Origin of the sequence: Allokutzneria multivorans (assembly GCF_039537405.1) — a bacterium.
Classification (GTDB): domain Bacteria; phylum Actinomycetota; class Actinomycetes; order Mycobacteriales; family Pseudonocardiaceae; genus Allokutzneria; species Allokutzneria multivorans.
Window position 1 is genome coordinate 479,083 of record NZ_BAABAL010000019.1, and the last position, 25,189, is coordinate 504,271.

The 25,189-nt window shown below is 69.7% G+C and carries 23 protein-coding genes; 9 read left to right on the forward strand and 14 right to left on the reverse strand.

The window, feature by feature from the left end:
• Positions 1–29 precede the first annotated feature (29 nt).
• Both ABD798_RS30245 and ABD798_RS30250 read right to left on the reverse strand, forming a co-directional pair.
• Complete coding sequence (locus ABD798_RS30245; RefSeq protein ID WP_344882312.1) at positions 30–713, reverse strand: response regulator; 684 nt, start codon at positions 711–713, stop codon at positions 30–32.
• The gene (locus ABD798_RS30250) at positions 710–3,256 is read right to left on the reverse strand and encodes a DUF4118 domain-containing protein (RefSeq protein ID WP_344882315.1); all 2,547 of its coding nucleotides are present in this window, start codon (positions 3,254–3,256) and stop codon (positions 710–712) included. The genes ABD798_RS30245 and ABD798_RS30250 overlap by 4 nt, the downstream gene beginning before the upstream one ends.
• Positions 3,257–3,740: 484 nt before the next feature.
• On the opposite strand from ABD798_RS30250, the gene asnB reads away from it, so the two are divergent.
• Both asnB and ABD798_RS30260 read left to right on the forward strand, forming a co-directional pair.
• A complete protein-coding gene (asnB, locus tag ABD798_RS30255) occupies positions 3,741–5,570 on the forward strand; it encodes an asparagine synthase (glutamine-hydrolyzing) (RefSeq protein WP_344883659.1) in 1,830 nt (609 codons plus the stop codon).
• Positions 5,571–5,874: 304 nt separating this feature from the next.
• Entirely contained in the window at positions 5,875–6,189 is a 315-nt protein-coding gene (locus ABD798_RS30260) for a LysR family transcriptional regulator (protein WP_030430557.1), read from the forward strand.
• A gap of 123 nt (positions 6,190–6,312) precedes the next feature.
• Here the strand turns inward: ABD798_RS30260 and mutM are convergent, their stop codons facing one another.
• The 6 genes from mutM to ABD798_RS30290 form a co-directional block, all read right to left on the reverse strand.
• On the reverse strand, positions 6,313–7,158 hold the full coding sequence (mutM, locus tag ABD798_RS30265; protein ID WP_344882320.1) for a bifunctional DNA-formamidopyrimidine glycosylase/DNA-(apurinic or apyrimidinic site) lyase: 846 nt from the start codon (positions 7,156–7,158) through the stop codon (positions 6,313–6,315).
• 18 nt (positions 7,159–7,176) lie between these two features.
• Complete coding sequence (gene rnc / locus ABD798_RS30270; protein ID WP_344882323.1) at positions 7,177–7,935, reverse strand: ribonuclease III; 759 nt, start codon at positions 7,933–7,935, stop codon at positions 7,177–7,179.
• 21 nt (positions 7,936–7,956) lie between these two features.
• Positions 7,957–8,139 (reverse strand): 50S ribosomal protein L32, encoded by a 183-nt coding sequence (gene rpmF / locus ABD798_RS30275; RefSeq protein WP_344882326.1) that lies wholly within the window; start codon positions 8,137–8,139, stop codon positions 7,957–7,959.
• Positions 8,140–8,141: 2 nt separating this feature from the next.
• Positions 8,142–8,729, reverse strand: a complete 588-nt coding sequence (locus ABD798_RS30280; RefSeq protein ID WP_344882329.1) for a YceD family protein — start codon at positions 8,727–8,729, stop codon at positions 8,142–8,144.
• A 98-nt stretch (positions 8,730–8,827) separates the two neighbouring features.
• Positions 8,828–9,595, reverse strand: coding sequence for a F0F1 ATP synthase subunit B (locus tag ABD798_RS30285; protein WP_344882332.1), 768 nt, complete (start codon positions 9,593–9,595; stop codon positions 8,828–8,830).
• A 96-nt stretch (positions 9,596–9,691) separates the two neighbouring features.
• The gene (locus ABD798_RS30290; RefSeq protein WP_344882334.1) at positions 9,692–10,120 is read right to left on the reverse strand and encodes a guanyl-specific ribonuclease; all 429 of its coding nucleotides are present in this window, start codon (positions 10,118–10,120) and stop codon (positions 9,692–9,694) included.
• 46 nt (positions 10,121–10,166) lie between these two features.
• On the opposite strand from ABD798_RS30290, the gene ABD798_RS30295 reads away from it, so the two are divergent.
• Positions 10,167–10,649, forward strand: a complete 483-nt coding sequence (locus ABD798_RS30295) for a GNAT family N-acetyltransferase (RefSeq protein WP_425549292.1) — start codon at positions 10,167–10,169, stop codon at positions 10,647–10,649.
• Here the strand turns inward: ABD798_RS30295 and coaD are convergent.
• On the reverse strand, positions 10,646–11,128 hold the full coding sequence (coaD, locus tag ABD798_RS30300; RefSeq protein ID WP_344882337.1) for a pantetheine-phosphate adenylyltransferase: 483 nt from the start codon (positions 11,126–11,128) through the stop codon (positions 10,646–10,648). The two genes, ABD798_RS30295 and coaD, sit on opposite strands and share 4 nt — an antisense overlap.
• Positions 11,129–11,244: 116 nt before the next feature.
• Here coaD and rsmD point away from each other — a divergent pair, with 116 nt between their 5' ends.
• Positions 11,245–11,799: a 16S rRNA (guanine(966)-N(2))-methyltransferase RsmD gene (rsmD, locus tag ABD798_RS30305; RefSeq protein ID WP_344882340.1), complete on the forward strand. Its 555-nt coding sequence runs from the start codon at positions 11,245–11,247 to the stop codon at positions 11,797–11,799.
• 288 nt (positions 11,800–12,087) lie between these two features.
• Positions 12,088–13,398 carry an MFS transporter gene (locus ABD798_RS30310; protein ID WP_425549293.1) on the forward strand — a complete coding sequence of 437 codons (1,311 nt, stop codon included), beginning with the start codon at positions 12,088–12,090 and terminating at the stop codon, positions 13,396–13,398.
• Here ABD798_RS30310 and ABD798_RS30315 read toward each other — a convergent pair.
• Together ABD798_RS30315 and ABD798_RS30320 are read right to left on the reverse strand one after the other, a co-directional pair.
• Entirely contained in the window at positions 13,383–14,138 is a 756-nt protein-coding gene (locus ABD798_RS30315; protein ID WP_344882346.1) for an arginase family protein, read from the reverse strand. The two genes, ABD798_RS30310 and ABD798_RS30315, sit on opposite strands and share 16 nt — an antisense overlap.
• A gap of 52 nt (positions 14,139–14,190) precedes the next feature.
• Complete coding sequence (locus ABD798_RS30320) at positions 14,191–17,568, reverse strand: pyruvate carboxylase (protein ID WP_344882349.1); 3,378 nt, start codon at positions 17,566–17,568, stop codon at positions 14,191–14,193.
• Positions 17,569–17,777: 209 nt separating this feature from the next.
• On the opposite strand from ABD798_RS30320, the gene ABD798_RS30325 reads away from it, so the two are divergent.
• The gene (locus ABD798_RS30325) at positions 17,778–18,830 is read left to right on the forward strand and encodes a DUF8189 domain-containing protein (protein WP_344882352.1); all 1,053 of its coding nucleotides are present in this window, start codon (positions 17,778–17,780) and stop codon (positions 18,828–18,830) included.
• On the opposite strand, the gene ABD798_RS30330 is transcribed toward ABD798_RS30325, so the two are convergent.
• Complete coding sequence (locus ABD798_RS30330; RefSeq protein ID WP_344882355.1) at positions 18,831–19,682, reverse strand: hypothetical protein; 852 nt, start codon at positions 19,680–19,682, stop codon at positions 18,831–18,833.
• Between the two features lie 153 nt (positions 19,683–19,835).
• Between ABD798_RS30330 and ABD798_RS30335 the strand changes: the two genes are divergently transcribed.
• The 3 genes from ABD798_RS30335 to ABD798_RS30340 all read left to right on the forward strand — a co-directional run bounded on the left by ABD798_RS30335 (position 19,836) and on the right by ABD798_RS30340 (position 21,229).
• Positions 19,836–20,120: a DUF6355 family natural product biosynthesis protein gene (locus ABD798_RS30335; protein ID WP_344882358.1), complete on the forward strand. Its 285-nt coding sequence runs from the start codon at positions 19,836–19,838 to the stop codon at positions 20,118–20,120.
• Between the two features lie 393 nt (positions 20,121–20,513).
• Entirely contained in the window at positions 20,514–20,798 is a 285-nt protein-coding gene (locus ABD798_RS37280; protein WP_425549294.1) for a DUF6355 family natural product biosynthesis protein, read from the forward strand.
• A 152-nt stretch (positions 20,799–20,950) separates the two neighbouring features.
• Positions 20,951–21,229, forward strand: coding sequence for a DUF6355 family natural product biosynthesis protein (locus tag ABD798_RS30340; RefSeq protein ID WP_344882361.1), 279 nt, complete (start codon positions 20,951–20,953; stop codon positions 21,227–21,229).
• Between the two features lie 15 nt (positions 21,230–21,244).
• Here ABD798_RS30340 and recG read toward each other — a convergent pair whose 3' ends face one another.
• Together recG and ABD798_RS30350 are read right to left on the reverse strand one after the other, a co-directional pair.
• A complete protein-coding gene (recG, locus tag ABD798_RS30345; RefSeq protein ID WP_344882364.1) occupies positions 21,245–23,476 on the reverse strand; it encodes an ATP-dependent DNA helicase RecG in 2,232 nt (743 codons plus the stop codon).
• Between the two features lie 30 nt (positions 23,477–23,506).
• Positions 23,507–25,138 (reverse strand): DAK2 domain-containing protein, encoded by a 1,632-nt coding sequence (locus tag ABD798_RS30350; RefSeq protein ID WP_344882367.1) that lies wholly within the window; start codon positions 25,136–25,138, stop codon positions 23,507–23,509.
• Positions 25,139–25,189: the final 51 nt, after the last annotated feature.

A 25,189-nucleotide genomic window follows, 5' to 3' on the forward strand; every position in this document is an offset into this window, starting at 1 on the left:
CGGGCGAAAGGCGTGGTTTTGGCACTTGCCTAAGCTTCGAAGCGGTAGCCCATTCCGGGCTCGGTGATCAGGTGGCGTGGGCGGGACGGTTCGGACTCGAGCTTGCGGCGGAGCTGGGCGAGGTAGACGCGGAGGTAGTGGGTCTCCTTCGCGTACGCGGGGCCCCACACCTCCTGGAGCAACTGCTTCTGCGCGACGAGGCGGCCGCGGTTGCGGACGAGCATTTCGAGCACGCCCCACTCGGTGGGAGTGAGGTGCACCTCGGAGCCGTCGCGGTGCACGCGCTTGGCGACGAGGTCGACGGTGAACGTGGAGGTCTCGACGACGGCGAGTTCCGTCTCGTCGGCGGGGTGGGCGGCCCGGCGGACGGCGGCGCGGAGCCGGGCGAGAAGCTCGTCCATGCCGAAGGGCTTGGTGACGTAGTCGTCGGCGCCGGCGTCGAGGGCGCCGACCTTGTCGGAGGAGTCGGTGCGCGCGGAGAGCACGAGGATGGGCACGCTGGTCCAGCCGCGCAGCCCGGCGATCACCTCGGTGCCGTCGCGGTCGGGCAGGCCGAGGTCGAGCACCACCACGTCGGGCCGGTCAGAGGCGGCGACCCGAAGCGCGGAAGCGCCGTCGTGGGCGGTGAGCACCTCGTAGCCGCGCGCGGACAGGTTGATCCGCAGTGCCCGCACGATCTGCGGCTCGTCGTCGACAACCAGGACCTTGGTCACCGCGTTCCCACCTCTCCCGCGCGATCCCCGTGCACGGGCAAGGAGATCACGATCGTCAGCCCGCCGCCGGGGGTGTCCTCGGCGCGGATCGTGCCGCCCATCGCCTCGGTGAAGCCCTTGGCGACGCTCAGCCCGAGCCCCACACCGCTGGTGGAGTCGCCGAGCCGTTGGAACGGCGCGAACACCTCGTCGGCGGCGCCCTTCGGCAGGCCCCGGCCGTAGTCGACGACGCGCAGTTCGACCTGTGCGGCATGGGCGCTCGCGCGGACCTCGACGTTGCCGCCGCCGTGCCGGAGCGCGTTGTCGACGACGTTCGCGATCACGCGTTCCAACAGACCGACATCGGCCCGCACCAACGGGAGCCGGTCGTCCACGTCGACGGCGACGCGCGCATGTCCGTCCATAAAGGACAGAGCGCGGGCGACGGCTTCGTAGAACCCGGTCGGCCGGTACTGCGGCCGGACCGCACCGGTCGCCAGGCGCGAGGAGTCGAGCAGGTTGTCAACGAGCTTCGCCAGCCGGTCAGCGGATTCCTCTATCGCCTCAAGGAGTTCCGCGGTGTCCGAATCGGACAGTGCGAGTTCGGGATCGCGCAGGCTGCCGATGGAGGCCTTGATCGACGTCAGTGGTGTGCGCAGGTCGTGCCCGACGGCCGACAGCAGGGCCGTGCGCAGCTCGGTGGTCTCCGCCCGGCGCCGCGCCTCGGCGTTCTGCGCGGAGAGCCGTTGCTGCCGGAGCGCCAGAAGTGCTTGTCCCGCAGCACCTTCGAGCACCTTGCGGTCGGCGGCGGCCAGCGCTCGCCCGCGCAGAGCGAGATGCACGTCAGCGGTCACGGCGATGTCGACGTCGGCCTGTCCGGGGCGGTCGCACGCGTCGACCCCCACCACGGCGACGCGCTTCCAGTCGCCTTCGCTCTTCTCCAGCAGTGCCACGGAGGTCAGGCCGAAGTTCTCGCGCACCTTCTCCAGCAGCCGCTGCAAGGGCTCGGGATGGGTGAGCACGGTGTGCGCGTAGGAGGAGAGCAGCGCGGCCTCGGTCCGCGCCCTCGCGGCCTGGCCGGCACGACGCGCGGCGCGGTCGACGACGAGGGCGACCATGATGCCGACGACGACCATGGCGACGAGGGTGATCACGTTCTCCTGCGCGGAGATCGTCAGCGTGAACAGCGGCTCGGTGAAGAAGAAGTTGAGCATGATCGCCGAGCCGACGGAGGCCAGCAGCGCGGGGCCGAGACCGCCGACGAGCGCGACGACGACGATCGCCAGGAAGTAGTCGATCACGTTGGTGGACAGGATCAGCTCGGGTTGCAGTGCGACGCCGAGCGCGGTCGCCGCGGACGGCAGCACGACGGCGAGCACCCAACCGAGGACCTTGCGCCACGGAGCGAGCGCGTTGCGCCGAGTGCCGGGCTGGCGCACGGTCCCGCCCGCCTCGTCGTGGGTGACCATGTGCACGTCGATCGGCCCGGAGCCCTGCACCACGCGTGAACTGACGCCCTCGTCGAAGACCCGCGCGAGCCGCGACCGGCGCGATGTCCCGAGCACGAGCTGTGTCGCGTTCACCCCGCGCGCGAAGTCGAGCAGCGCGGCGGGCACGTCGTCGCCGACCACGGTGTGGAAGCTCGCGCCGACGTCACCGGCGAGCTTGCGGCACCGGCTGACCGCGGCGGCGGGAACGCCCGCGAGACCGTCGCTGCGCAGCACGTGCAGCACCAGCAGCTCGGCGCCCGCGCGGTTGGCGATGCGGCGGGCGCGGCGGATCAGCGTCTCGCTCTCCTTGCCACCGGTGATCGAGACGACCACGCGCTCCCGGGTCTCCCAGGTGTCGGTGATGCTGTGCTCCGCGCGGTAGCGCTGGAGCGCCACGTCGACCTGGTCCGCGACCCACAGCAGGGCGAGCTCGCGCAGCGCGGTCAGGTTGCCGGGCCGGAAGTAGTTGCCGAGCGCCGCATCGACCTTGTGCGCCGGGTAGACGTTGCCGTGCGCCATCCGCCTGCGCAGCGCCTCCGGGGTGATGTCCACCAGCTCGACCTGTTCGGCGCGACGCACGACCTCGTCAGGCACGGTCTCCTGTTGCGCGGCGCCGGTGATCCGCTGCACGACGTCGTTGAGGCTCTCCATGTGCTGGACGTTCACGGTGGACAGCACGTCGATTCCCGCGTCGAGCAGCTCCTCGACGTCCTGCCAGCGTTTGGCGTTGCGCGAGCCGGGGACGTTGGTGTGCGCCAGCTCGTCGACAACCGCGACCTCGGGCCGCAGTGCGAGCAGCGCGTCGATGTCCAGCTCGGTGAACTCGTGGCCGCGATGGCCCATCCGCCGCCTCGGCACCTCGGGCAGCCCGTCCAGCAGCGCGGCGGTTCGGTCCCTGCCGTGGGTCTCCACGAAGCCGACCACCACGTGCGTGCCACGGTCGGCGCGCCGGTGGGCCTCGCCGAGCATCGCGAAGGTCTTGCCGACGCCGGGCGCCGCCCCCAGGTAGATGCGCAGCTCACCGCGCCTGCGCTTGCTGCCGGACTCCACCGCTCCAGTCTCCGCCACGCTCACCCCGAGCACCCTCCGGCGACGCGCGCGGCGAGGTTGAGCTTGCGCACATCCGGGGTAGGAGTTGTCATCAGAAGATCTCCAACTGGATCAGTGTGATCACCAGGAGGAACGCGGTCGCGGACCGTGGGGTGGGACCGGTGCGGGCCGAGTCGGCCATGTCGATCACTCCCCTCCTCGTGCGGCCGTGCCGGGGCGAGCCTGCTCCAGGGGTGGGCTTAGATAACGGTCCCCTGACACGTCCTTGACGGGGACTACCTCGACGTTTACGCGCTCCTTACACTCTGTGTGACGGCGGCAACCACGAACCATCACCCAGGGCGGGCGGCTTCGCGGCAGCGAGGTCACCGTCTGCGACCAGGCTTCGGCCGTGGCCGCACGAACGGACTAATCACCTTCAACCGCGCTGATTCATTTCGGGCCATGAGGAATGTATTTTTCACATGGCGTGAGTGGCGCGGGCCCTGAAGACGACGAGGAGGTCGACGTGTGCGGCATTACCGGCTGGGTGGGCTTCGCGCGTGACCTGACCCGCGAACGGGCCACGGTGGAGGCCATGACCGCCACGATGCGTGAGCGGGGACCGGACGACGGCGCGACCTGGTCGGCCCAGCACGCCGCGCTCGGCCACCGCAGGCTCGCGGTGATCGACATCGAGGGCGGCGCGCAGCCGATGGTCGCCGACACCCCCGACGGCCAGGTCGTGCTGACCTACAGCGGCGAGGTCTACAACTTCGTCGAGCTGCGCCAGGAGCTGCGCCGCAGGGGGCACGAGTTCCGCACCGCCAGCGACACCGAGGTGGTGCTGCGCTCCTACCTGGAGTGGGGCGACGCGCTGGTCGACCGGCTCAACGGCATGTACGCCTTCGCGATCTGGGACGCGCGCGCCGAGCGGCTGCTGCTGGTCCGCGACCGCCTCGGGGTGAAGCCGCTGTACCTCTACCGCACCGCCGACGGCGTGCTCTTCGGCTCCGAGCCCAAGGCGATCCTGGCGAACCCGCTGGCCAAGCCCCGGATCGGCCTCAACGGGCTGCGGGAGCTCTTCGCGTACAGCAAGACCGTCGGCGAGGCCGTCTGGGCGGGCATGCGCGAGCTCAAGCCGGGCAGGCTCGCCGTCATGGACCGCTCCGGGCTGCGCGAGCGGACCTACTGGCAGCTGGAGGCCAAGCCGCACGAGGACGACACCGAGACCACCTCGGAGCGGATCCGCGAGCTGATGGACGACATCATGCGCCGCCAGCTCGTCTCGGACGTGCCGCAGTGCGTGCTGCTCTCCGGCGGCCTCGACTCCAGCGCGCTGACCGGGCTCGCCGCACAGCACCTGACCCCGCTGCGCACCTTCGCCGTGGACTTCGTCGGGCAGACCGACAACTTCACCGCCGACGTGCTCCAGGACAGCCCGGACGCGCCGTTCGTCAGGGACGTGGCCCAGCACGTCGGCACGGACCACACCGACATCGTGCTCGACCACTCCGAGCTGGCCGATCCGGAGGTGCGCAGGGCCGCCGTCGCCGCGCGCGACATCCCGATCGGCCTCGGCGACATGGACAACTCGCTCTACCTGCTGTCCAAGGCCGTGCGGGAGCACTCGACCGTGGCGATCTCCGGCGAGTCGGCCGACGAGGTCTTCGGCGGCTACTGGTGGTTCCACGACCCGGGCGTGCAGCGCGGCAACCTGTACCCGTGGGTCTCCGGCCCCGGCGGGAAGCAGAGCGTGGGCAGGCCGCTGCTGCGCAAGGAGCTGAGCGACCAGCTCGACATCGGCACGTTCCTGCGCGACGGCTACGCGGCCGTGCGCGCCGAGTCACCGGTGCTGCACGGGGAGGACCCGCACGAGCGGCGGATGCGGCGGATCTCCTACGCGCACCTGACCCGGTTCCTGCCGTACATGCTCGACCGCAAGGACCGGATGAGCATGGCGGTCGGCCTCGAGGTCAGGGTGCCGTTCTGCGACCACCGCCTGGTCGAGTACGTGTTCAACGCTCCGTGGGCGATGAAGACCCACGACGGGCGGGAGAAGAGCCTGCTGCGCTCGGCCGTCGCCGACGTCATCCCCCGATCGGTGGCGCAACGGCGCAAGAGCCCCTACCCGTCCACCCAGGAGCTCAAGTACGTGATGGCGCTTCAGGAACAGGTCGAAGAATTGTTGAACGATCGGAGTAATCCAACCTTCAACATTATTGACACCACCTGGGCACGTGAAATCGTTTCCAGGGAGCCCGGCTCCCTCAATCGGGTGGACCGACTGTTCACAGAACGCCTGCTAGACATCGCTGCGTGGCTAAGTTCTCACCGACTTGAGCTACACCTAACTTGACTGCACCTCACCCAGAAGAGAAAGTTGTGAACGGCTACAAACGCACACGGCGATCGGCCCTGAGGCGTTCGATGTCCTCCTCTGAACGGACGACACCCAAGTAGTAACCCGTTCAGGGGAGCCGACAGTCACCCTCGGGTGAACCAGAGCGATTTTTGTACTCCGGTCGGGCGCTTGAGACCCCGATTGATGGACTTAGTCGTGACACGTTGGTAATGTCCTGATTATCCGGTGTTGTTGGTGAAGTTCTGCCTGGATGAAGCCGGGGCAATCACAGCGCGGTGACCCCTGGGGGAGGATTCGGATGCACGAGCGGGAGTTTCGAGCGTTCGTCTCGATCGCGGACCTTGGTCGAATGGACCTGGCCGCAAAGTCCTTGGGTTATTCCCAGCCAGCGATCAGCTACCAGATCAAGTCCCTGGAGCAGTCACTCGGTACCAAGCTCTTCACCCGCGATCCAGCGGGTGCGAGGTTGACCCGAGAGGGACAGATGATCTTGCCTTCGGTTCGAGCGGTGCTCATGCTGATCGACAGCATCAAGGAGCTGTCGGTCCGCAACAACGAGCCCGTGCCCACCACGAGCTTCGAGTGGGCGACGAGCCAGCTGCGCTCCAGCTGAGAACGACCTTCCCCGTGACCGTTCGGCAGCAGGTCACGGGCCGATGAGAACTACCGTGAAGGGGCGGTCCTCCGGGACCGCCCCTCGCGCTCGTTCCCGTGCGGTTCAGCGGCCCGGGTCCGTTCAACGCACAGCGCGCTGGCACTTCGGGCAGGAGAAGGACGACCTGTTCATGAACGCCTCGCGGATGATCGCGGTGCCACAGCGCTCGCACGGCTGGTTCTCCTGGCCGTAGGCCGAGAGCGAGCGGTCGAAGTAGCCGGACTCCCCGTTGACGTTGACGTAGAGCGCGTCGAACGAGGTCCCGCCCGCGACGAGCGCCTCCCGCATCACCTCGGTGGCCGCGTTCAGCAGCTCCGCCGCCTTCGGCCTGCTCAGCCCGTTGGCCGCGCGCGACCAGTGCAGCTTGGTCCGCCACAGCGCCTCGTCGGCGTAGATGTTGCCGATCCCGGAGACCACCGTCTGGTCGAGCAGCGCCCGCTTCACCTCGGTGCGCCGTGCGCGCAGCGCTGCCACTCCCTCCGCGAGGTCGAACTCGGGGTCGAGCGGGTCGCGACCGATGTGCGCGATCGGCACGGGAAGCCCGGCCACCATCTCGGTCAGCGCGAGGCCCCCGAAGGTTCGCTGGTCCACGAAGCGCAGCTCGGGGCCGTCGTCGGCGAAGCGCACGCGCACCCGCAGGTGCTTCTCGTCAGGGGCGCCGACGGGTTGGACCAGCATCTGGCCGCTCATCCCGAGGTGCGCCACGATCGCCTCAGCAGCGCCGTCCAGCTCGATCCAGAGGTACTTGCCCCGGCGGCACGCGGCGTCGAAGCGCCTGCCGCTCAGCCGGCTGGCGAAGTCCACCGGGCCGGGGACGTGCCTGCGCACCGCGCGCGGGTGCAGCACGTCGACCTCGGCGACGGTGCGGCCTTCCACGTGCCGTTGCAGTCCGGCACGCACGACCTCGACCTCGGGAAGTTCTGGCACGCCCGTCCTCCTCGACGATCAGGAGGCGGCGTCCTCCGCCTCACCCTCGGCGGCGAGCCGGACCTGTTCGGAGAGCACGCGCCACGCGGCCTCAGCGGCCTTCTGCTCGGCTTCCTTCTTGGTGCGGCCGTCGCCGGTGCCCTGCGGATTGCCACCGACGATGACGGTGGCGGTGAACTCCTTGCGGTGGTCCGGCCCCTCCTCGGACACCCGGTACTCGGGAACGCCGAGCCCGGCGGCCGCGGTGAGCTCCTGGAGGCTGGTCTTCCAGTCCAGGCCGGCACCGCGCCGGGGCGCCTCCTCGAGCAGTCCGTCGAAGAGGCGGTGCACGAGGACGTGCGAGGTCTCGATGCCGTGCTCGAGGTACACCGCGCCGATCACCGCTTCCAGGCCGTCGGCCAGGATGCTCGGCTTGTCCCTGCCGCCGGTGAGCTCCTCGCCCTTGCCCAGCAACAGGTGCGCGCCGAGCCCACCCGGACCGAGGGTGCGCGCCACTCCGGCCAGCGCGTGCATGTTGACCACGCTGGCGCGCAGCTTGGCGAGCTGCCCCTCGGGAAGGTCCGGGTGCGCCCGGTACAGGTGATCGGTGATCACCACGCTGAGCACCGAGTCACCGAGGAACTCCAGCCTCTCGTTCGGCGGAAGACCGCCGTTCTCGTAGGCGTAGGACCGGTGCGTCAGCGCGAGCATGAGTCGCTCGGCGCCGAGTTCGACGCCGAGCGCTTCGAGCAACGGGGCGCGATCAGGCGCGGGACCCCGCGACGGCTTGCTCCCCACGATCTAGTCTCCCCGCCTGGTTCAGGCGGGGGTGACGACCTGGCGGCCGTCGTACTGACCGCACTGCGGGCAGGCCACGTGCATCAGCTTGGGGGCGCGGCAGGCGCGGTTGGAACAGGTCGCCAGGTTCGCGGCGCTGGCCTTCCACTGGGAGCGGCGCGAGCGGGTGTTGGACCGCGACATCCTGCGCTTGGGGACGGCCACGACTAGTTCTCCTCTGAGTTGTTTCCAGCCTCGCCGAACCGCCCTTGCAACGCGGCCCAGCGAGGGTCAATCGTCTCATGCCGGTGATCCGGGCCGAGATCGGCCAGCTTCTCACCGCACTCCACGCACAGCCCCGGGCAGTCCGGGGCGCACAGCGGAGCGGCGGGCAGGGTCAGCACGATGGTGTCGCGGGCGACCGGCTCCAGGTCGAGCAGATCGTCGACGAGCCTGCTGACCTCGTCCTCGTCCGTGCTGGCCTCGGTGGCGCTGTCCGGGTAGGCGAACAGCTCGGTGATCCTGACCTCGACCTCACCGCTGAGCGGGTCGAGGCAGCGGGAGCACTCCCCCACCGTCGGCCCGCTGACGGTACCGGTGGCCAGGACACCCTCGACCACGGACTCCAGCAGCACGTCGAACTCGACCTCGGCGCCCGAGGGGATGCCGAGGACCTCGACGATGCCGAAGTCACTGGTGGCCTCGAACTTCCGGTGGTAACCACGGCTGCTGCCCGGCCGCCGTCCCAGGTCCCTGGTGTCGATGATCCAGGGTCCGGTCGGCGTCCGGTTCGTGGTCTTGCTGCGCTCAGACATGTGTGTGGTGTGTGCGGCCGTGGTCGGTTGGCGGCCAACTCATCAAGGGTACGGGACGCCACCTCGGAGAACGAAATCCGTTCCCCCCGCCACCTCGCTCAGTAGGCGCCGCGGGGGCGGGCGGAGCGGGGGCCCACGGGCTCCTCGTCCTGGTAGTCGAAGACGGTGTCGTGGCTGTGGCTCGGGCCACCGCGACCGCGCAGCTGGGCGCGACCCTTGCCGACCGTGCGCAGGGTGCGGCCGAGCAGGTCCTCGAACTCGCCGAGCTTGCTGTCCACGTAGGCGTCGCACTCGGAGCGCAGCCGCGCGGCTTCCTGGTTCGCGGCGTCGACCACCCGGGTCGATTCGCCGTGCGCGGCGCGCACCACCTCGGTCTGGTCGACCATGCGCGCCTGCTCGGCGCGGCCCTCGTCGACGGAGCGCTCGTAGGAGGAGCGGCCCGCCTGGATCATCCGCTCGGCCTCGGACTCCGCCCTTCCGACGGCGTCCTCGTACTCGTGCCTGGCCGCCGCGGCGATCCGCTCGGCCTCGGCCTCGGCGTCGGCGACCATGCGCTCGGCGCGCGAGCGGGCCTCGGCGAGCAGACGATCGGCCTCCTCGCGGGCCTCGGTGACCGTCTGCTCCGCCTCGGCGCGGGAGCTGGTGATGCTGTGCTCTGCCTGCTGCGCGGCCTTGTTGACCACGTCGTCGCGGTGGTCGAGCACGTCCTGCGCGTCGTCGAGCTCGCCCGGGATCGCGTCCCGGATCTCGTCGAGCAGTTCCAGGACGTCACCTCGCGGAACGACGCACCCGGAGGTCATGGGAACGCCGCGCGCCTCCTCGACGATCGTGACGAGCTCGTCGAGCGCCTCGAAGACCCGGTACACGTTCCACCCCTCGCCCCGCAGTCGACTGTCCAGGTTCCAGTCTGCCGTGTCGGCGCGCCGGACGGCGGGATCTCACCACGCGTGTCAGGCAGTGATTCAGGCGTTGACGTTGACGAGGACGAAGCTCTTGTAGTGGTCGGCGGTGTAGAAGAACTCCGACGCGGAGCCGGTCACGATCCGCTTGGCGCCCCGGTGGCCGATGCCGGGCGTCTTGACCGTGAACTCCTTGTAGTAGCTGGCGGCGCACTTCGGCAGCAGGTTCTCGCGGTTGCCGAAGGTGGTGCCGTCCTGCGGGTACGGGTACGGGCCGTTCTTCTTGATGAGCTTGACCGTGTCGGTCGCCTCACGGGGCAGCTCGGAGAGGTTCTTCTTGGTGTAGGAGGAAGTGTCGCCACAGGCCGGTTGGGCCGCAACGGTTCGCACCTCCGAGGGGGCGGCGGAAGCGACGGCAGGGATCAGGGCACCCACTGCCACCAGGACGGCCGCGAGCAGGGTCTGCGCAACGCGTGCTGTGATCGGCTTCATGGTTCGGGAACGTAACGACCGAGCATGATCGTCCACACGCGTTGATATGAACTTTCGAAGGCGGGAGAACGACGTGCAGACGGAAGTAGGGACTTTTCGCCGGGCGGTTTCAACCGACGTGGACGCGATCGTGGGCATGCTCGCCGACGACCCGCTGGGCTCGTCGCGGGAGCACCCCGGCGACCCCGCCTACCAGCGCGCCTTCGCCGCGATCGACGCCGACCCGAACCAGCTCCTGGTGGTCGCGGAGACCGAGGGCGAGGTGATCGCGACGATGCAGCTGAGCTTCATCCCCGGCCTGTCCCGCAAGGGAATGTCCCGCTGTCAGATCGAGGCCGTTCGGGTGCGGGACGACCAGCGGGGTTCGGGCCTCGGCGAAGCGATGATCCGCTGGGCGATCGAGCGCGCGCGGGAGCGGGAGTGCCGTCTGGTGCAGCTGACCACCGACGCGACGCGGGACGGCGCGCGCCGGTTCTACGAGCGGCTCGGCTTCGCACCGAGCCACGTCGGCATGAAGCTCGCGCTCTAGCGGGTCTCGGCCAAGCGGTCGGCGAGGCGCTGGTCGACCGCGGGCGGCAGCAGGTGCGAGACGTCGCCGCCGTAGGTGGCCACGTCCTTGACCAGCGAGCTGGACAGGAAGCTGTAGACCGGGTTGGTGGCGATGAACATCGTGTCGATGCCGGAGAGGCGCTGGTTCATCTGCGCCATCTGCAGCTCGTACTCGAAGTCGCTGACCGCGCGCAGGCCCTTGACGATCGCCTGGACCTCGTTGGCCTTGCAGTAGTCCACCAGCAGGCCGTACCAGGAGTCGATGCGCACGTTGGGCAGGTGCGGCGTGACGTCGCGGAGCATCTCCATGCGCTCCTCGACGGTGAACAGGCTGCGCTTGTTCTTGTTGATCATCACAGCGACGACGACCTCGTCGAACAGACCGGCCGCCCGCTCGATGATGTCCAAGTGCCCGTTGGTCACTGGGTCATAGGAGCCGGGGTAAACGGCACGCCTCATGGGCGGGACCGTAACAGCATTCAGGTATGGCGCCACAGCTCGGTCGCGGCGAGTGGGAAGTGTCACCCGGCGTCACCGGCCGAACGGAGCACCAGCGCCGATGGGAGTATTGCCAGGTGACGCGAATCGTTGCCGGGACCGCTGGCGGACGCCGGCTCGCGGTGCCGCCCAAGGGGACACGACCGACCTCGGACCGGGTGCGGGAAGCGCTGTTCAGCGCGCTCGAAACCTTGGTGGACCTGGACGGTGCGCGAGTGCTGGACCTCTACGCGGGGTCCGGCGCGCTCGGCTTCGAGTCGCTGTCCCGCGGAGCGTCGGCCGCGACCTTCGTCGAGTCCGACCGGCGCGCGGGCGAGGTGCTCCGCCGCAACGCCGCCGACCTCGCGCTGCCTGGAGCCGACGTGCGGACCGGCTCGGCCGACACCGTGCTGTCGACGGGCGCCGTCGCTCCGTACGACGTGGTCTTCGCCGACCCGCCCTACGACCTGAGCAACGAGGCGCTGCACCGCACGCTCACCGTGCTCGTCGAGTCGGGGTGGACCGAGCCCGGCACCGTTGTCGTGGTGGAGCGCGCCGTGCGAACCGGCGACCCCGCGTGGCCCTCACCGCTGGTCCCCCTGCGCACGCGCCGCTACGGCGACACCGCCCTCCACTGGGCCGAACACCCCTGACCCCGGCACTTCTTCCGCCAACGGCTCCTTTGGTGCGTTGAGTGCACTGAACGACCCGTTCAGTGCGTTAGAAGCCCTCAACGGGTCGTTTGGTGCGTTAGAAGCCCTGAACGGCCCGTTTAGTGCGTTGAAGTACATGAACGGGTCGTTCAGCGCGCTCAAGTACCTCAATGAGTCATTCAGCGCGTAAGAGCGGCGGGGTGTCCACTGTGGAGGGTGGGGGCGTTGTTGCGAGGGATGGGCAGTTGCACCGTCGTCGCAACGGGTTTCGCGTCGTATGTTGCGGCGGTGGGCGTGCTCGGGAATCGGGTGTACAGGCGGCTGTTCGTCGCCCAGGTGGTCGCGCTCGTGGGGTCGGGGTTGGCGACGGTGGCGCTCGGGCTGCTGGCGCACCGGCTCGCCGGGGGTGACGCGGGGCTGGTCCTCGGCGTCGCGCTGGCGATCAAGATGGTGGCCTACGTGTTCTTCGCCCCGGTGGCCACGGCGCTCGCGGAACGGTTGCCCCGGCGGGCGTTCCTGGTGGCGATGGACGTGGTGCGCGCGGCGGTCGCGCTGGTGCTGCCGTTCGTCACCGAGGTCTGGCAGGTGTACGCGCTGATCGTTGTGTTGCAAGCGGCCTCGGCGTCGTTCACGCCAACGTTCCAGGCGACGATCCCGACGGTGCTCCCCGACGAGGACGACTACACACGCGCGTTGTCGTTGTCGCGCTTGGCCTACGAGCTGGAGAGCCTGTTAAGCCCGGTGCTCGCGGCCGCGCTGCTCACGGTCGTCGGAGCGAGCCAGCTCTTCGTGGGGACGGCGGTCGGCTTCGCGGCGTCGGCGTTGCTCGTGCTGAGCGTGGTGCTGCCCAAACCGGTCGAGTCCGCGAACCGTTCGGTCGGCGGGATGCGGGTGTACCTCGCCACGCCACGCCTGCGCGCGCTGGTGGGGCTCAACGTCGCGGCAGCGGCGGCCGGATCGATGGTGCTGGTGAACACCGTTGTGGTGGTGCGCGAGGACCTGGGGCTGAGCGATTCGTCCGTGGCGTTGACGCTCGGCGCGTACGGCGCGGGCTCGATCGTGGCGGCGGTGTTGCTGCCTCGCGTGCTGACGAGGGTCGGCGAGCGGCACGTGATGCTCGGCGGAGCGGGTGTGCTGGTGTTCGTGCTTGCGGCGAGCGCGTTCCTGCCGCTGTCGTGGGCTGGAGTTCTGGTCGCGTGGGCCGCCTTGGGGCTCTCGGGCGCGGCGGTGCAGACACCGATCGGTCGGCTGGTGCGGCGATCGGCGAAGCCGGGTGGTTGGCCGAGGTTGTTCGCCGCGCAGTTCACGGTGTCGCACGGCGGCTGGCTGGTGACCTACTTGCTCGCAGGGCTGCTCGGCGCATGGGCCGGAATGTCGTTCACGTTGCTACTGCTGGCAATGGTCGCCGCGGGTGGAGTGCTTTTCGCCGCACGCGTGTGGCCTGCGCACGATCCGTCCACTGTGGAGCACGTGCACGACAACCTCGCCCCCGACGACCCGCACCTGCTGGGCGCGGTTGCGCGCGGAGGCGGTTGGGTGCACGCGCACGAGTTCGCGATCGACCGCGTGCACCCGCGCTGGCCTCAGCGACCGCGATAGGTGAGCACGTCGCCCACCGCCTCCAGCAGTGGGACAAGCTTGGCCAGCTCGGCCTCGTCCTCGGTGACGCACTCAGTGATCGCGGCGCCGACGACCGTCCACTCAGGACTCAACCGCCGGACCTGGTCGACGAGCTCTTCGACACCGACACCGCCGGGCTCCGGGTAGGTCATGCCGTTGAACTCGTCGGGGGACAGCACGTCCAAGTCGATGTGCAGGTACACCTCGCGGCTGCGCGGAGCCACTCCCCCGCACTCGGCCAGGCGCACCTGCTTGTCCTCACCGATCAGCGGCCGTTCGCCGTCGTCGATGCTGCGCGCGCCGACGAGAACCACCTCGCGCTCACCCATTGCCGAGCGCAGGACCATGCCGTGGAAGGCGCCGGACGGCGAGGACCCCGGAGTGTTGAGGTCGGCGTGCGCGTCGAACCAGAGCACCGCCACGTCGTCGCCGAGGCGTCGCACGGGCACCAGGTCGACGGAGCAGTCCCCGCCGATGGTCAGCACCGGACCGTCCACAGAGGACAGTGCGGTGCGCTGGGCTTCCTGGTGCTCCAGCAGCACGTCGAGGTTGGCGATGCCGCCGAGCGTCGGCGACGTGTCGGTGCTGACGGGAACCTCGGTCACCTCGGCGTCGAGCACCCGTCCGGCCAGACGAGCGAGCGCGCGGCAGCCGGACGGCAGGCCGGAGCGGGCCTCGACCAGAGCTCCTTGGAACTGGGGTACGGCGTGGATGCGCATCGCCGAAGTATGCGTGTGCGCGGGTATCGCGCACACGCACATTTCCGCGTGATCAGGTCAGTTCGATGATCAGGTCGCCGCCCTCGACCTGCTGGACCTTGCCGATGGCCAGCCGCTTCACCTGGCCAGCCTTCGGCGCGGTGATCGCGGCCTCCATCTTCATCGCCTCGATCGTGGCCACCGTCTGACCGGCCTCGACCTCCTCGCCCTCGGCCACCGCCAGGGTGACCACACCGGCGAACGGCGCGGGCACGTGGTCGGGGTTGGCGCGATCGGCCTTCTCGGCGGCCGGGATGTCGGCGGCCACCGAGCGGTCGCGGACGGAGATCGGCCGCAGCTGCCCGTTGAGCGTGGCCATCACCGTGCGCATGCCTCGGTCGTCGGCCTCACCGATGGCTTCGAGCCCGATGAGCAACCGCACGCCCTGCTCCAGGTCGACCGAGTACTCCTCGCCGGGGCGCAGACCGTAGAAGAAGTCCTTGCTGCGCAACACACTGGTGTCGCCGTACGCCTCGCGGTGCGCGGTGAACTCCTTGGCGGGCGCGGGGAACAGCAGCCGGTTGAGCGTCTTGCGGCGGTCCGTCTCCAGGCCTCGGCGGTCGTCGTCGGTCAGCTCGACCATCTTGCGCTGAGCACCGCGACCGGCGAGCGCGCGGCTGCGGAAGGGCTCCGGCCAGCCACCGGGCGGGTTGCCGAGTTCTCCGTGCAGGAAGCCGACCACCGAGTCCGGGATGTCGAAGCTGCCCGGGTTGGCCTCGAAGTCACCGGGCTCGACGCCCGCGCCGACCATGTGCAGCGCCAGGTCACCGACCACCTTGGACGACGGGGTCACCTTCACGAGGCGGCCGAGCATGCGGTCAGCGGCGGCGTAGGTGGACTCGATCTCCTCGAAGCGGTCGCCGAGGCCGAGCGCGATCGCCTGCTGGCGAAGGTTGGACAGCTGCCCGCCGGGGATCTCGTGGTGGTAGACGCGGCCGGTCGGCGAGGCCAGGCCCGACTCGAACGGCGCGTAGATCCGGCGCACCGCCTCCCAGTACGGCTCCAGGTCGCAGACGGCCTGGAGGTCGAGCCCGGTGGCGCGCTCGGTGTGGTCGGTCGCGGCGACGATCGCCGACAGCGACGGCTGCGAGGTCGTCCCCGCCATGGAGGCCGTCGCGCCGTCCACCGCGTCCACGCCCGCCTGGATCGCGGCGAGGTAGGTGGCCAGCTGACCGCCCGCGGTGTCGTGGGTGTGCAGGTGCACGGGCAGGTCGAACTCCGAGCGCAGCGCCTTGACCAGGGTCGCGGCGGCCGGCGGGCGGAGCAGCCCGGCCATGTCCTTGATCGCCAGGACGTGGGCGCCCGCGCGGACGATCTGCTCGGCCAGGCGCAGGTAGTAGTCGAGGGTGTAGAGCTGCTCGCCCGGGTCGGAGAGGTCGGCGGTGTAGCAGAGCGCCACCTCGGCGACGGCCGATCCGGTGTCGCGCACGGCCTCGATGGCGGGGCGCATCTGCTCGACGTCGTTGAGCGCGTCGAAGATCCGGAAGATGTCGATGCCGGTCGCGGTGGCCTCTTCGACGAAGCCGCGCGTCACCGCCTCCGGGTACGGCGTGTAGCCCACTGTGTTGCGACCGCGCAGCAGCATCTGGAGGCAGATGTTGGGCACGGCTTCGCGCAGCGCGGCCAGGCGCTCCCACGGGTCCTCGGCGAGGAAGCGCAGCGCCACGTCGTAGGTCGCACCGCCCCAGCACTCCAGCGACAGCAGCTCCGGCGTGGAGCGCGCCACGTGCGGCGCCACGGCCAGCAGGTCCTTGGTGCGCACGCGCGTGGCGAGCAGCGACTGGTGCGCGTCGCGGAAGGTGGTGTCGGTGACGCCGACTGCCGGGGCGGAGCGCAGCCACGCGGCGAAGCCCTCCGGGCCCAGCTCGACGAGCTTGTGCCGCGAGCCCGACGGCGGGACGTCGAGGAGGTTGACCGCGGGCAGCTTCTGCACCGGGTCCACAGTGGACGGACGGGTTCCGTTGGGCTTGTTCACCGTCACGTCGGCGAGGTAGGTCAGCAGCCTGGTGCCCCGGTCGGCGGAGTGCCGCGCGGTCAGCAGGTGCGGGCGCTGCTCGATGAACGCGGTGGTGACCTTGCCGTCCAGGAACGCGTCGTCGTCGAGCACCGCCTGGATGAACGGGATGTTCGTGGAGACACCGCGGATGCGGAACTCGGCGATCGCGCGACGAGCGCGGCGGACGGCTCCGGCGAAGTCACGGCCACGACAGGTCAGCTTCACCAGCATCGAGTCGAAGTGCGCGCTGATGCCGGCACCCGCGTGCGCGGTGCCGCCGTCGAGCCGGATGCCCGCGCCGCCCGGCGAGCGGTAGGCGGTGATGCGGCCGGTGTCCGGGCGGAAGCCGTTGGCCGGGTCCTCGGTGGTGATGCGGCACTGCAACGCCGCGCCCCGCAGGCGAACGGTGTCCTGGGTCAGCCCCAGCTCGGGCAGGGTCTCCCCGGACGCGATGCGCATCTGCGACTGCACGAGGTCGACATCGGTGACCTCCTCGGTCACCGTGTGCTCGACCTGGATGCGCGGGTTCATCTCGATGAAGACGTGGTTGCCCTGGCGGTCGACCAGGAACTCCACCGTGCCCGCGTTGACGTAGCCGATGTGCTTGGCGAAGGACACCGCGTCAGCGCAGATCCGATCGCGCAGCTCGGGGTCCAGGTTGGGCGCCGGGGCGATCTCGATGACCTTCTGGTGCCGCCGCTGCACCGAGCAGTCGCGCTCGAAGAGGTGGATCACGTTGCCCTTGGCGTCGGCCAGGATCTGCACCTCGATGTGCCTGGGCTCGACGACGGCCTGCTCCAGGAAGACCGTGGCGTCACCGAAGGCGGACTCGGCCTCGCGCATCGCGGCTTCGAGGGCCTCGCGCAGCGCGCCCGGTTCCTCCACCCGGCGCATACCGCGCCCACCACCACCGGCGACGGCCTTCACGAAGACCGGGAAGCGGATGTTCTCCGAGGCGGCCAGCAGCGCGTCCACGTCGGCGGAGGGCGCCGAGGACTCCAGCACCGGAAGGCCGGCCTCGCGCGCGGCGGCGATCGCGCGGGCCTTGTTGCCGGTCAGCTCCAGCACCTCGGCGCTGGGGCCGACGAAGGTGATGCCCGCGTCCTTGCAGGACTGCGACAGCTCCGGGTTCTCCGAGAGGAAGCCGTACCCGGGGTAGATCGCGTCGGCGCCCGCCTTGCGCGCCGCCTTGATCACCTCGGCGACGGAGAGGTACGCGCGGACGGGGTGGCCGGGGTCGCCGATCTCGTAGGACTCGTCCGCCTTGAGGCGGTGCAGCGAGTTCCGGTCCTCGTGCGGGAACACCGCGACCGTTCCCGCGCCCAGCTCGTAGGCTGCGCGGAACGCCCGGATGGCGATCTCTCCTCGGTTGGCGACGAGGACCTTCGCGAACATGCCGGCTCCTCACGGATCGTGCCTCGGGGTCGGTCGTGGCACCGTATCGTCGTCTCCCGCTGGGCGGGAGGGTCGTCCCAGGTGACGGACTTCATCCTGATCGATTCCCCAGTCCTTCGCGACTGCCGGGCGGCTGTGCTTCCGGTCACTGGTTTCGGTCCGCTGGCGCGCGGCTACCCCCTTCTGCGGTCCTACTCGCGGGAGATGAGATGCGATTCGCGCTGGCTCTGTCGGTAAGCCTGGTCCTCGGACTGGTCGGAATCCCGGCCCAGGCGGGTTATCCGCTCTACGCCGCCGCGACCAGTCCGGCCGTCGCCACCGGCAAGGACGGCCTGCTGGAGGTGTTCGCGCCCGCCCCGCCCAACGCCGACCTGCACCACCGGCGGCAGCTGCCCGGGGGCGCGTGGGGACCGTGGGAGCCGTTCGGCCAGCCGACCGAGGGCGCTCCGACCGTGGTCCGCACCTCATCGGGGCTGCTGGAGGTGTTCGCGCTCGACCGCAGGGACAGCAAGGCCGGTGAGCACATCCGCCATCGGGCTCAGCGCGATGACGGCTCGTGGGGTCCCTGGGAGGACTTCGGCGCGGCGGCCTCCGCTCCTGTGGTCGCCGACGGCGGAACGGATCTGTTCGCGGTGGCCACGGGCGGGTCGAAACTGCTGCACCGAGCACGTTCGGGCTCCGGTTGGGGCCCGTGGGAGGACTTCGGCGAGGGCTCCGGGCTGCCTGCCGTCGCGCGCGGCGGAGACGGCCAGCTGCGGGTGTTCACCACCGTCTCGGGCCAGCTCCTCGGGCGGACGCAGACGCCAGCCGGGTGGAGCCAGTGGACCCCGCTCGGCGGTCCGACCGACGCGCACTCCCCTGTCGCGGCTTCGACGCCCAGCGGTGTGGTCGTGTTCGTGACCTCCGATCAGCGCGTGCACGAGCTGCGCGACGGCTGGGCGGAGTTCTCCGAGCCTGTGACCGGGCGGCCGGCCGTCGGGCGCAACGCGGACGGTCGGCTTGAGGTGTTCGTGGTGGCAGGCGACGCCAGCAGCCTCCAACACCGCAAGGAAACCGCGAGCGGATGGGGCCCGTGGGAGACCTTCGACGGCGCCAGCTCGACGTGCTCGCCCACGGTCACGTCCACTCAGGACGGACGCCTGGGGCTGTTCACCTTGACCCCGGCCGGCGAGTCGATCACCTTCCGCGCGCAGACCGCGCCCGGCGGACCGTGGGGTCCCGCGCAGGTTCTCGGCGGCCCCGCCAGCCCGCGCTGCGAATAGTCAGCGGAGCTGGTTGACCGCTGAGCGCAGCCAGGGCTCGGCGAAGGTGGGCTCGGCGACGATGACTTTGACCAGGCGATCGCGGTTGTTTCGACCGGCTTCGACCAGCGCGACGGCCTCCGCGAGGGCCTGCCGGGTCCTCTGGCCGTGGTCGGGAGTCGCGACGTTCGGGTCCGCCCACGACCACCGGGCGAACGAGGGCGTCAGTTTCGTCTGCCGGTCAGCGAAGTAGCTGTAGACACCGGCGTCCACCGAGACATTGCCGATCGCGCTCGCGGGGATTTCCTCGGTCCATTCAGCGTGCTGCTGCCAGCGAAACGTGTTCGGGCTCGTCTGCTTTCGACAGGTGAGGCCGAGAAAGCGGAGTTTGCGCCGAACGACATCCCAGGCCTCGCGTTCGTCGGAGATCCACCGGCGCAGTTCCCCGTAAAGGCACTCATACGTTCCGCCACTGCTCACAATGTCCACGAACACGGCCGGGCGGCGTCCGCGCGCGAGCCGATGCGGCGTGAGCCCCGACGCGGACATGTTGGCCCGCAACCGTTCCGTCTCCTGCTGGTCGAGCTGCCCCATCCATGTGTTGACCGCGCCCAGGGACATCGGCAGCTGGTGCAGGCGCTGCGCCCAGTCCGTGCCCGCGAGCGCTCCGCTGAGGAAGTCGAAAACGCTGTCCGCCGAGCGGCCGACGAAGTAGATCTCCCCGTCCCCACTGCGCGCCAGCACCTTCGCCGCACAGTCGATCAGCTCATCGAGGAACCACAGATCCGGCGGCCGCGTGCCGTCCAGCAGCGTGCCGAGCTGGTCCGGGCGCACGAGGTCCCACCGGAAGGGTCGGTTCGCGTCGTGGTTCACGCGCCCATCGCACCACAGCACCCGGCCTCGACGCCTGCCGTTTTCGAGCGACACAAGAACGTGACCAGTTTGCCTTTGAAGCACGTTGACAACCGCGCTTACCACCTTCTTCATTGTCTCCGGCAGACCACGAACACCCAGGAAAGGTGAAACATGAGAATCGCCCCCGTCATCGCGGCCACCGCCTTGGCACTCACAACACTGACACCGACAGCTTTCGCGAACTCACAGACGACGCAGGCCTATTCACCCTGTGGCTACTTCGAAGAGGGCGACACCGCCTGGTACAACCACTGCACGAGCAGCGGCAGCTGGATCAAGATCATCGTGGACTACAGGACCGAATATGGACAGGAGCTGTGTGTCGGGCCAGGCGAGACTTTCCTCGGCGCGGTCTCGAGAATCCAGAACGCTTGGGCCATCGGCCTGACCTGCTAATTTCCGGCGCAGCGGAGGATTAGGTTTTCTCCAGGAGTTCCTCGTGGATGGGGTCGGAGATCATTCCGGCGAGCCCGGGGTGACTCACCAGCTCGGGATCGGCCGCCACGACATCGTTGGCGGCCACCCGGGCAGCCTCGCGCCCAGCTGGTCCGGGCGCACGAGGTCCCACGGAAGCACTCATCGCACCACAACGGCCCCCCGGCGCCTGCTCCTTCAGCCGTGACACAAGTTTGCCGCTGAAGTGCATTGACAATCGCGCTTACCTTCGCCTGTCATTGTCCACGACAGACCACGAATGCCGACACGGAGCGTCGCACTCCACCTTGGCGACAGTTCTCGGTCGACCATCTCAGCTGATCTTGCAACGCCCTCCGAACGAAGGAGCGCGATATGAGACTCACCCCCGTCATTGCAGCAGTTGCTTTAGCAATCACGACACTGGCACCGACAGCCACCGCGAACTCGCAAGCGACAACAGCTGGCCACCCGTGCGGCTTCTACCCGGAAACCGGCCGCGCTTGGTACAACCACTGCACGAACGACGGCAGCTGGATCTGGGTTCGCCTGGACTTCATCACCGGCGCGGACGTGGTGCAATGCGTCGGCCCAGGCCGGACTCCCCTCGGTAGTCTCTCAGCCATCCAGAACGCCTGGTACGACCACAAACTGTGCTGATTTCCGACACTGCGTCGACGGCCACCCGAGCGGCGCCGATCACGTCCACCTCTTGCCGCGAGCGCATTTATCCTTGAAGCGCGTTGACAACCACACTTGTCGCCTTATTCATTGTTCATGACAGACCGCGAACAATGAATTCAGGGTGAAACATGAGAATCGCATCCGCCATGGCCGCCGTCGCCCTGGCGCTCACGGCACTCACGCTTCCGGCAGCCGCGAGCCCGCAAACCACGAAGGCTGAGGACTGCGGTTACCACTACGACGTCCTCAACTCCTGGTACACCCACTGCGCGAGCAGCGGCAATGTCAAGATCGAAGTGGACAAAGTGCTCGGGGCGGACGAGGAGAGGTGCGTCCCGCCCGGCAAGTCGTGGCTCGGCATGCGCAAGGACGTGAAGGGCGCCAAGTACACCGGCCAGACCTGCTGACCCGGGCACAGCGAGTCAGGTCTTCTCCAGGAACTCCGCGTGCTCCTCGTGAATGAGGTCGGAGACCATTCCGGCGAGCCCGGGGTGACTCAGCAGCTCGGGATCGGCCGCCACGACCTCGTCGGCGGCCACCCGGGCCGCCTCGATCACGTCCTCGTCCTGCAGCAGTGACAGCATCTTCAGCGCCGACCGCGTGCCGGACTGCGCCGACCCGAGGATGTCGCCCTCACGGCGCAGCTCCAGGTCGAGGCGCGCCAGCTCGAAGCCGTCGGTGGTCGCCGCGACGGCCTCAAGGCGCTGGCGGGTCGAGGTGTTCGCCGGGATCTCGCTGACCAGCAGGCACAGCCCGGCCGCGCTGCCCCGGCCGACGCGTCCGCGCAGCTGGTGCAGCTGGCTCACGCCGAACCGGTCCGCGTCCATGATCACCATCACCGTGGCGTTGGGGACGTTCACGCCGACCTCGACCACGGTGGTCGCGACCAGCACGTCCAGCTCCCCGTCGCCGAAGGCCCGCATCACGGTGTCCTTCTCGTCGGTGGGCAGCTTGCCGTGCAGCACACCGACCCTGAGCCCGCGCAGCGGTCCTCGGGCGAGCCCCGGCGCCACGTCCATCACCGCGAGCGGCGGGCGGCGGTCGCTCTCGCCCTTGGGCTCCTTCGGCTCCTTGGAATCCTTCGAGCCCTTGGCGCTCTTGGCCTTCTTCTTCGGGGGCGCCTCGTCCTCCTCGCCCTCGACCTCGCCGATGCGCGGGCAGACCACGTACGCCTGGTGGCCCTTGGCGACCTCCTCGCGGATGCGCTGCCACACGCGGTCGAGCCACGCGGGCCTCTCGGCGATCGGCACGACAGAGGTGGAGATCGGTGAGCGCCCCTTCGGCAGCTCGCGCAGCGCGGCCACCTTCAGGTCGCCGTAGACCGTCATCGCCACGGTGCGCGGGATGGGCGTCGCGGTCATCACGAGGATGTGTGGGCTGCCCCCGCCCGCCGCGCGCGTGCGCAGGGCGTCGCGCTGCTCGACGCCGAAGCGGTGCTGCTCGTCGACGACCACCAGGCCCAGATCGGCGAAGCTCACCCGGTCCTGGATCAGCGCGTGCGTGCCGATCACGATCCCAGCGGCTCCGGACGCCGCGTCCAGCAGCGCCTGCTTGCGCTCCTTGGCACCCATCGCGCCGGTCAGCAGGGTGATCCTGGTCGCGACGTCCGGGGCGCCCAGCTCACCCGCTCGCGCGAGCTCGCCCAGCATCTCGCGCAGCGAGCGGGCGTGCTGCCCGGCGAGGACCTCGGTCGGCGCGAGCATCGCGGCCTGGCGGCCCGCGTCAACGGCCTGGAGCATCGCGCGCAGCGCCACGAGCGTCTTGCCGGAGCCGACCTCGCCCTGCAACAGCAGGTTCATCGGGTGGTCGGTGGACATGTCGGCCGAGATCAGCTCACCGACCTCGCGCTGCCCGTCGGTCAGCGTGAACGGCAGCACCTCGTCGAAGGCCGCCGCGACACCGCCGTCCTTGAACTGGCAGACCGGAGCGGGGCGGCTGATCGCGGAATGCCTGCGCTGGGCGAAGACCAGTTGCAGCGCAAGGGCTTCGTCCCACTTCAGCCGCTGGCGGGCGAGGGTGACCTCGGCCCAGCTGTTGGGCTGGTGGACGCGGCGCAACGCCTCCGACAGCCCGGACAGCTCCGCCTCGGCGAGCATCTCCTCGGGCACCGGGTCGGCGACGCCGTCCCACTGGTCGAGGATCTGCCGCACGCAGTTCGCGATGGTCCAGGTCTGCAGTTCCTTCGTGGCCGGGTAGATCGGGATCAGCCCGCTGGCGAACTCCTGCAGCGACGCCCCGTCCTCCTCATCGCCCACCAGCTTGTAGTCGGGATGGGTCAGCTGGAGCTTGTCCCGGTAGCGCGAGACCTTGCCGGAGAACATGCCCCGCGTGCCCGGCAGGAGCTTGGTCTGGAGGTACTTCTGCTTGAAGAAGGTGAGGCTCAGCTGCGCGCGGCCGTCGGTGATGATCGCCTCGGTGATCGTGCCCGGCCTGCTCGCCATGTTCCTGGTCGTGCACGAGCGGACCTCGGCCATGATCGACACGTGCTCGCCGAGCTCCAGGTCGGCGATGCGCGTCAGCTCACCCCGCTCGGCGTAGCGCCGCGGGTAGTGCCGCAGCAGGTCGCCGACGGTGATCAGTCCGAGCGCGGACTCCAGCGCGTTGCCGGACTTCGCGCCCAGCAGCCGGTCGAGTTTGTCGTCCCAGGAAGCCATCGACACCATTCAACCGCGCCCCTCTGACACTCACTCCACCCCCAGCAGCAACACTGCGTCGGGCTGCCCTCCGGGGTAGGCGGCGAGCTCCACCTCGGGCCGGGTGTGCCGGAGGTGCTCGGCCAGCGCCTCGGCCACGCCGTCCGGGGCTCCGGCGCCCAGCACGGCGGTCACCAGCTCCCCACCGGCCGCGAGCATCCGGTCCGCCAGACGGCAGGCAGCGGCGGTCACGGCGGAGGCGGGTTCGATCAGCACGACCTCCCCGTCCACCATGCCGAGCACGTCTCCTGGCTGACAGCGGCCGACCCACGTCAACGCCTCGCGCTGGGCGATCAGCAGCTCTCCGCGCCGCGTCGCCGCCGCGGCTTCGGCCATCGCCACGACGTCATCACCCGCCCTGCGCGCGGGATCGTGCACGGCCAGCGCGGCAAGTCCTTGCACAGCAGACGCCGTAGGAACCGCGACGACGTCTTGTCCTGCTTCTGTCGCCTGTGCGCACGCTTCGTCCACTACGACGTTGAAGTGCGTCGAGTTGGGCAGAAGCACCACGTGTGCGGCACGACTGCCACTAACGGCCGCAAGGAGGTCCGCAGTGTCCAACGGCTGCGCGGGCGGCACGGTCACCACTACGGCGCCTTCACCGCGGAAGAGCTCCGCGATGCCCTCTCCGTCCACAATGGCCACTACCGCGCGCTCGCGCACGAAGCGCTTCGGCGCTGCCTCTACCTGATCAGCGAAGCGCACCACCGTGATCCGATGTGGACGGCCCGCCTCAACACCGGCTTCCATCGCCGCGCCAACGTCGTTGCAGTGCACGTGCACGGTCCACAGCCCCGCGCCGTCCGGTGTGCCGTCCGACACAACGGACACGCAGTCGCCCAGTGCGGCCAACTCCGCGCGCAGCGTGCTGGTGCGACGGTCGTCACTGCTGTCGAGCAGGTACATGACTTCGTACTCGAACTCCGCCGAGCCGCCTTCGCGCTCCGCGTGCAGGTCCTCGGCCAAGCGCGCCAAGCGTTGCGGACCGACGGGGCGCTCCACGCGGTCACCTGTGACGACCTCGGCCAGCGCGTCCAGCAACAGCACGAGGCCACGACCACCCGCGTCCACCACGCCCGCCTTGGCGAGCGCGGAGAGCTGCCTGGGGGTCTCCGCGAGCGCGTCAGCCGCAGCCTTCGAGAGCGTCACCACGACCTCGGCAAGGTCGTCGCCGTCGCACTCGCGCACCGCCGCGGCCGCCGCGTGCAGCACCGTCAGGATCGTGCCGGGAGCGGGATTGGCAACTGCTGCCGTCGCCAGCGCATCCGCCCTGATCAGGGCCCTTCTGATGCCCTCACCGCCCGCGGTCTCCGCACCCGCCCACTCCTCGGCCAAACCGCGCAGCACCTGGGACAGGATCACGCCGGAGTTCCCCCGCGCCCCCGCGAGCGCTCCCCTGGCCAGCGCGGCGACGGCACCGCCCGCGTCCGCCACATCGGCCCTGACCAGCGCTTCGAGGGCCGCGCGCATCGTGTGCAGCAGGTTCGTCCCGGTGTCGCCGTCCGCGACCGGGTAGACGTTGATCCGGTCGATCTCCTCACGGCTCGCCTCCAGGGCGTCCACGCAGGTCACGGCCCATCGGCGCACCGCAGCGGCGTCCAGCACTCCCAGCACCCGCACCATCCCCGCGTCAGCCAGTCGAAACGTGGTCGGCGATCACCAGCACCGGAGCGT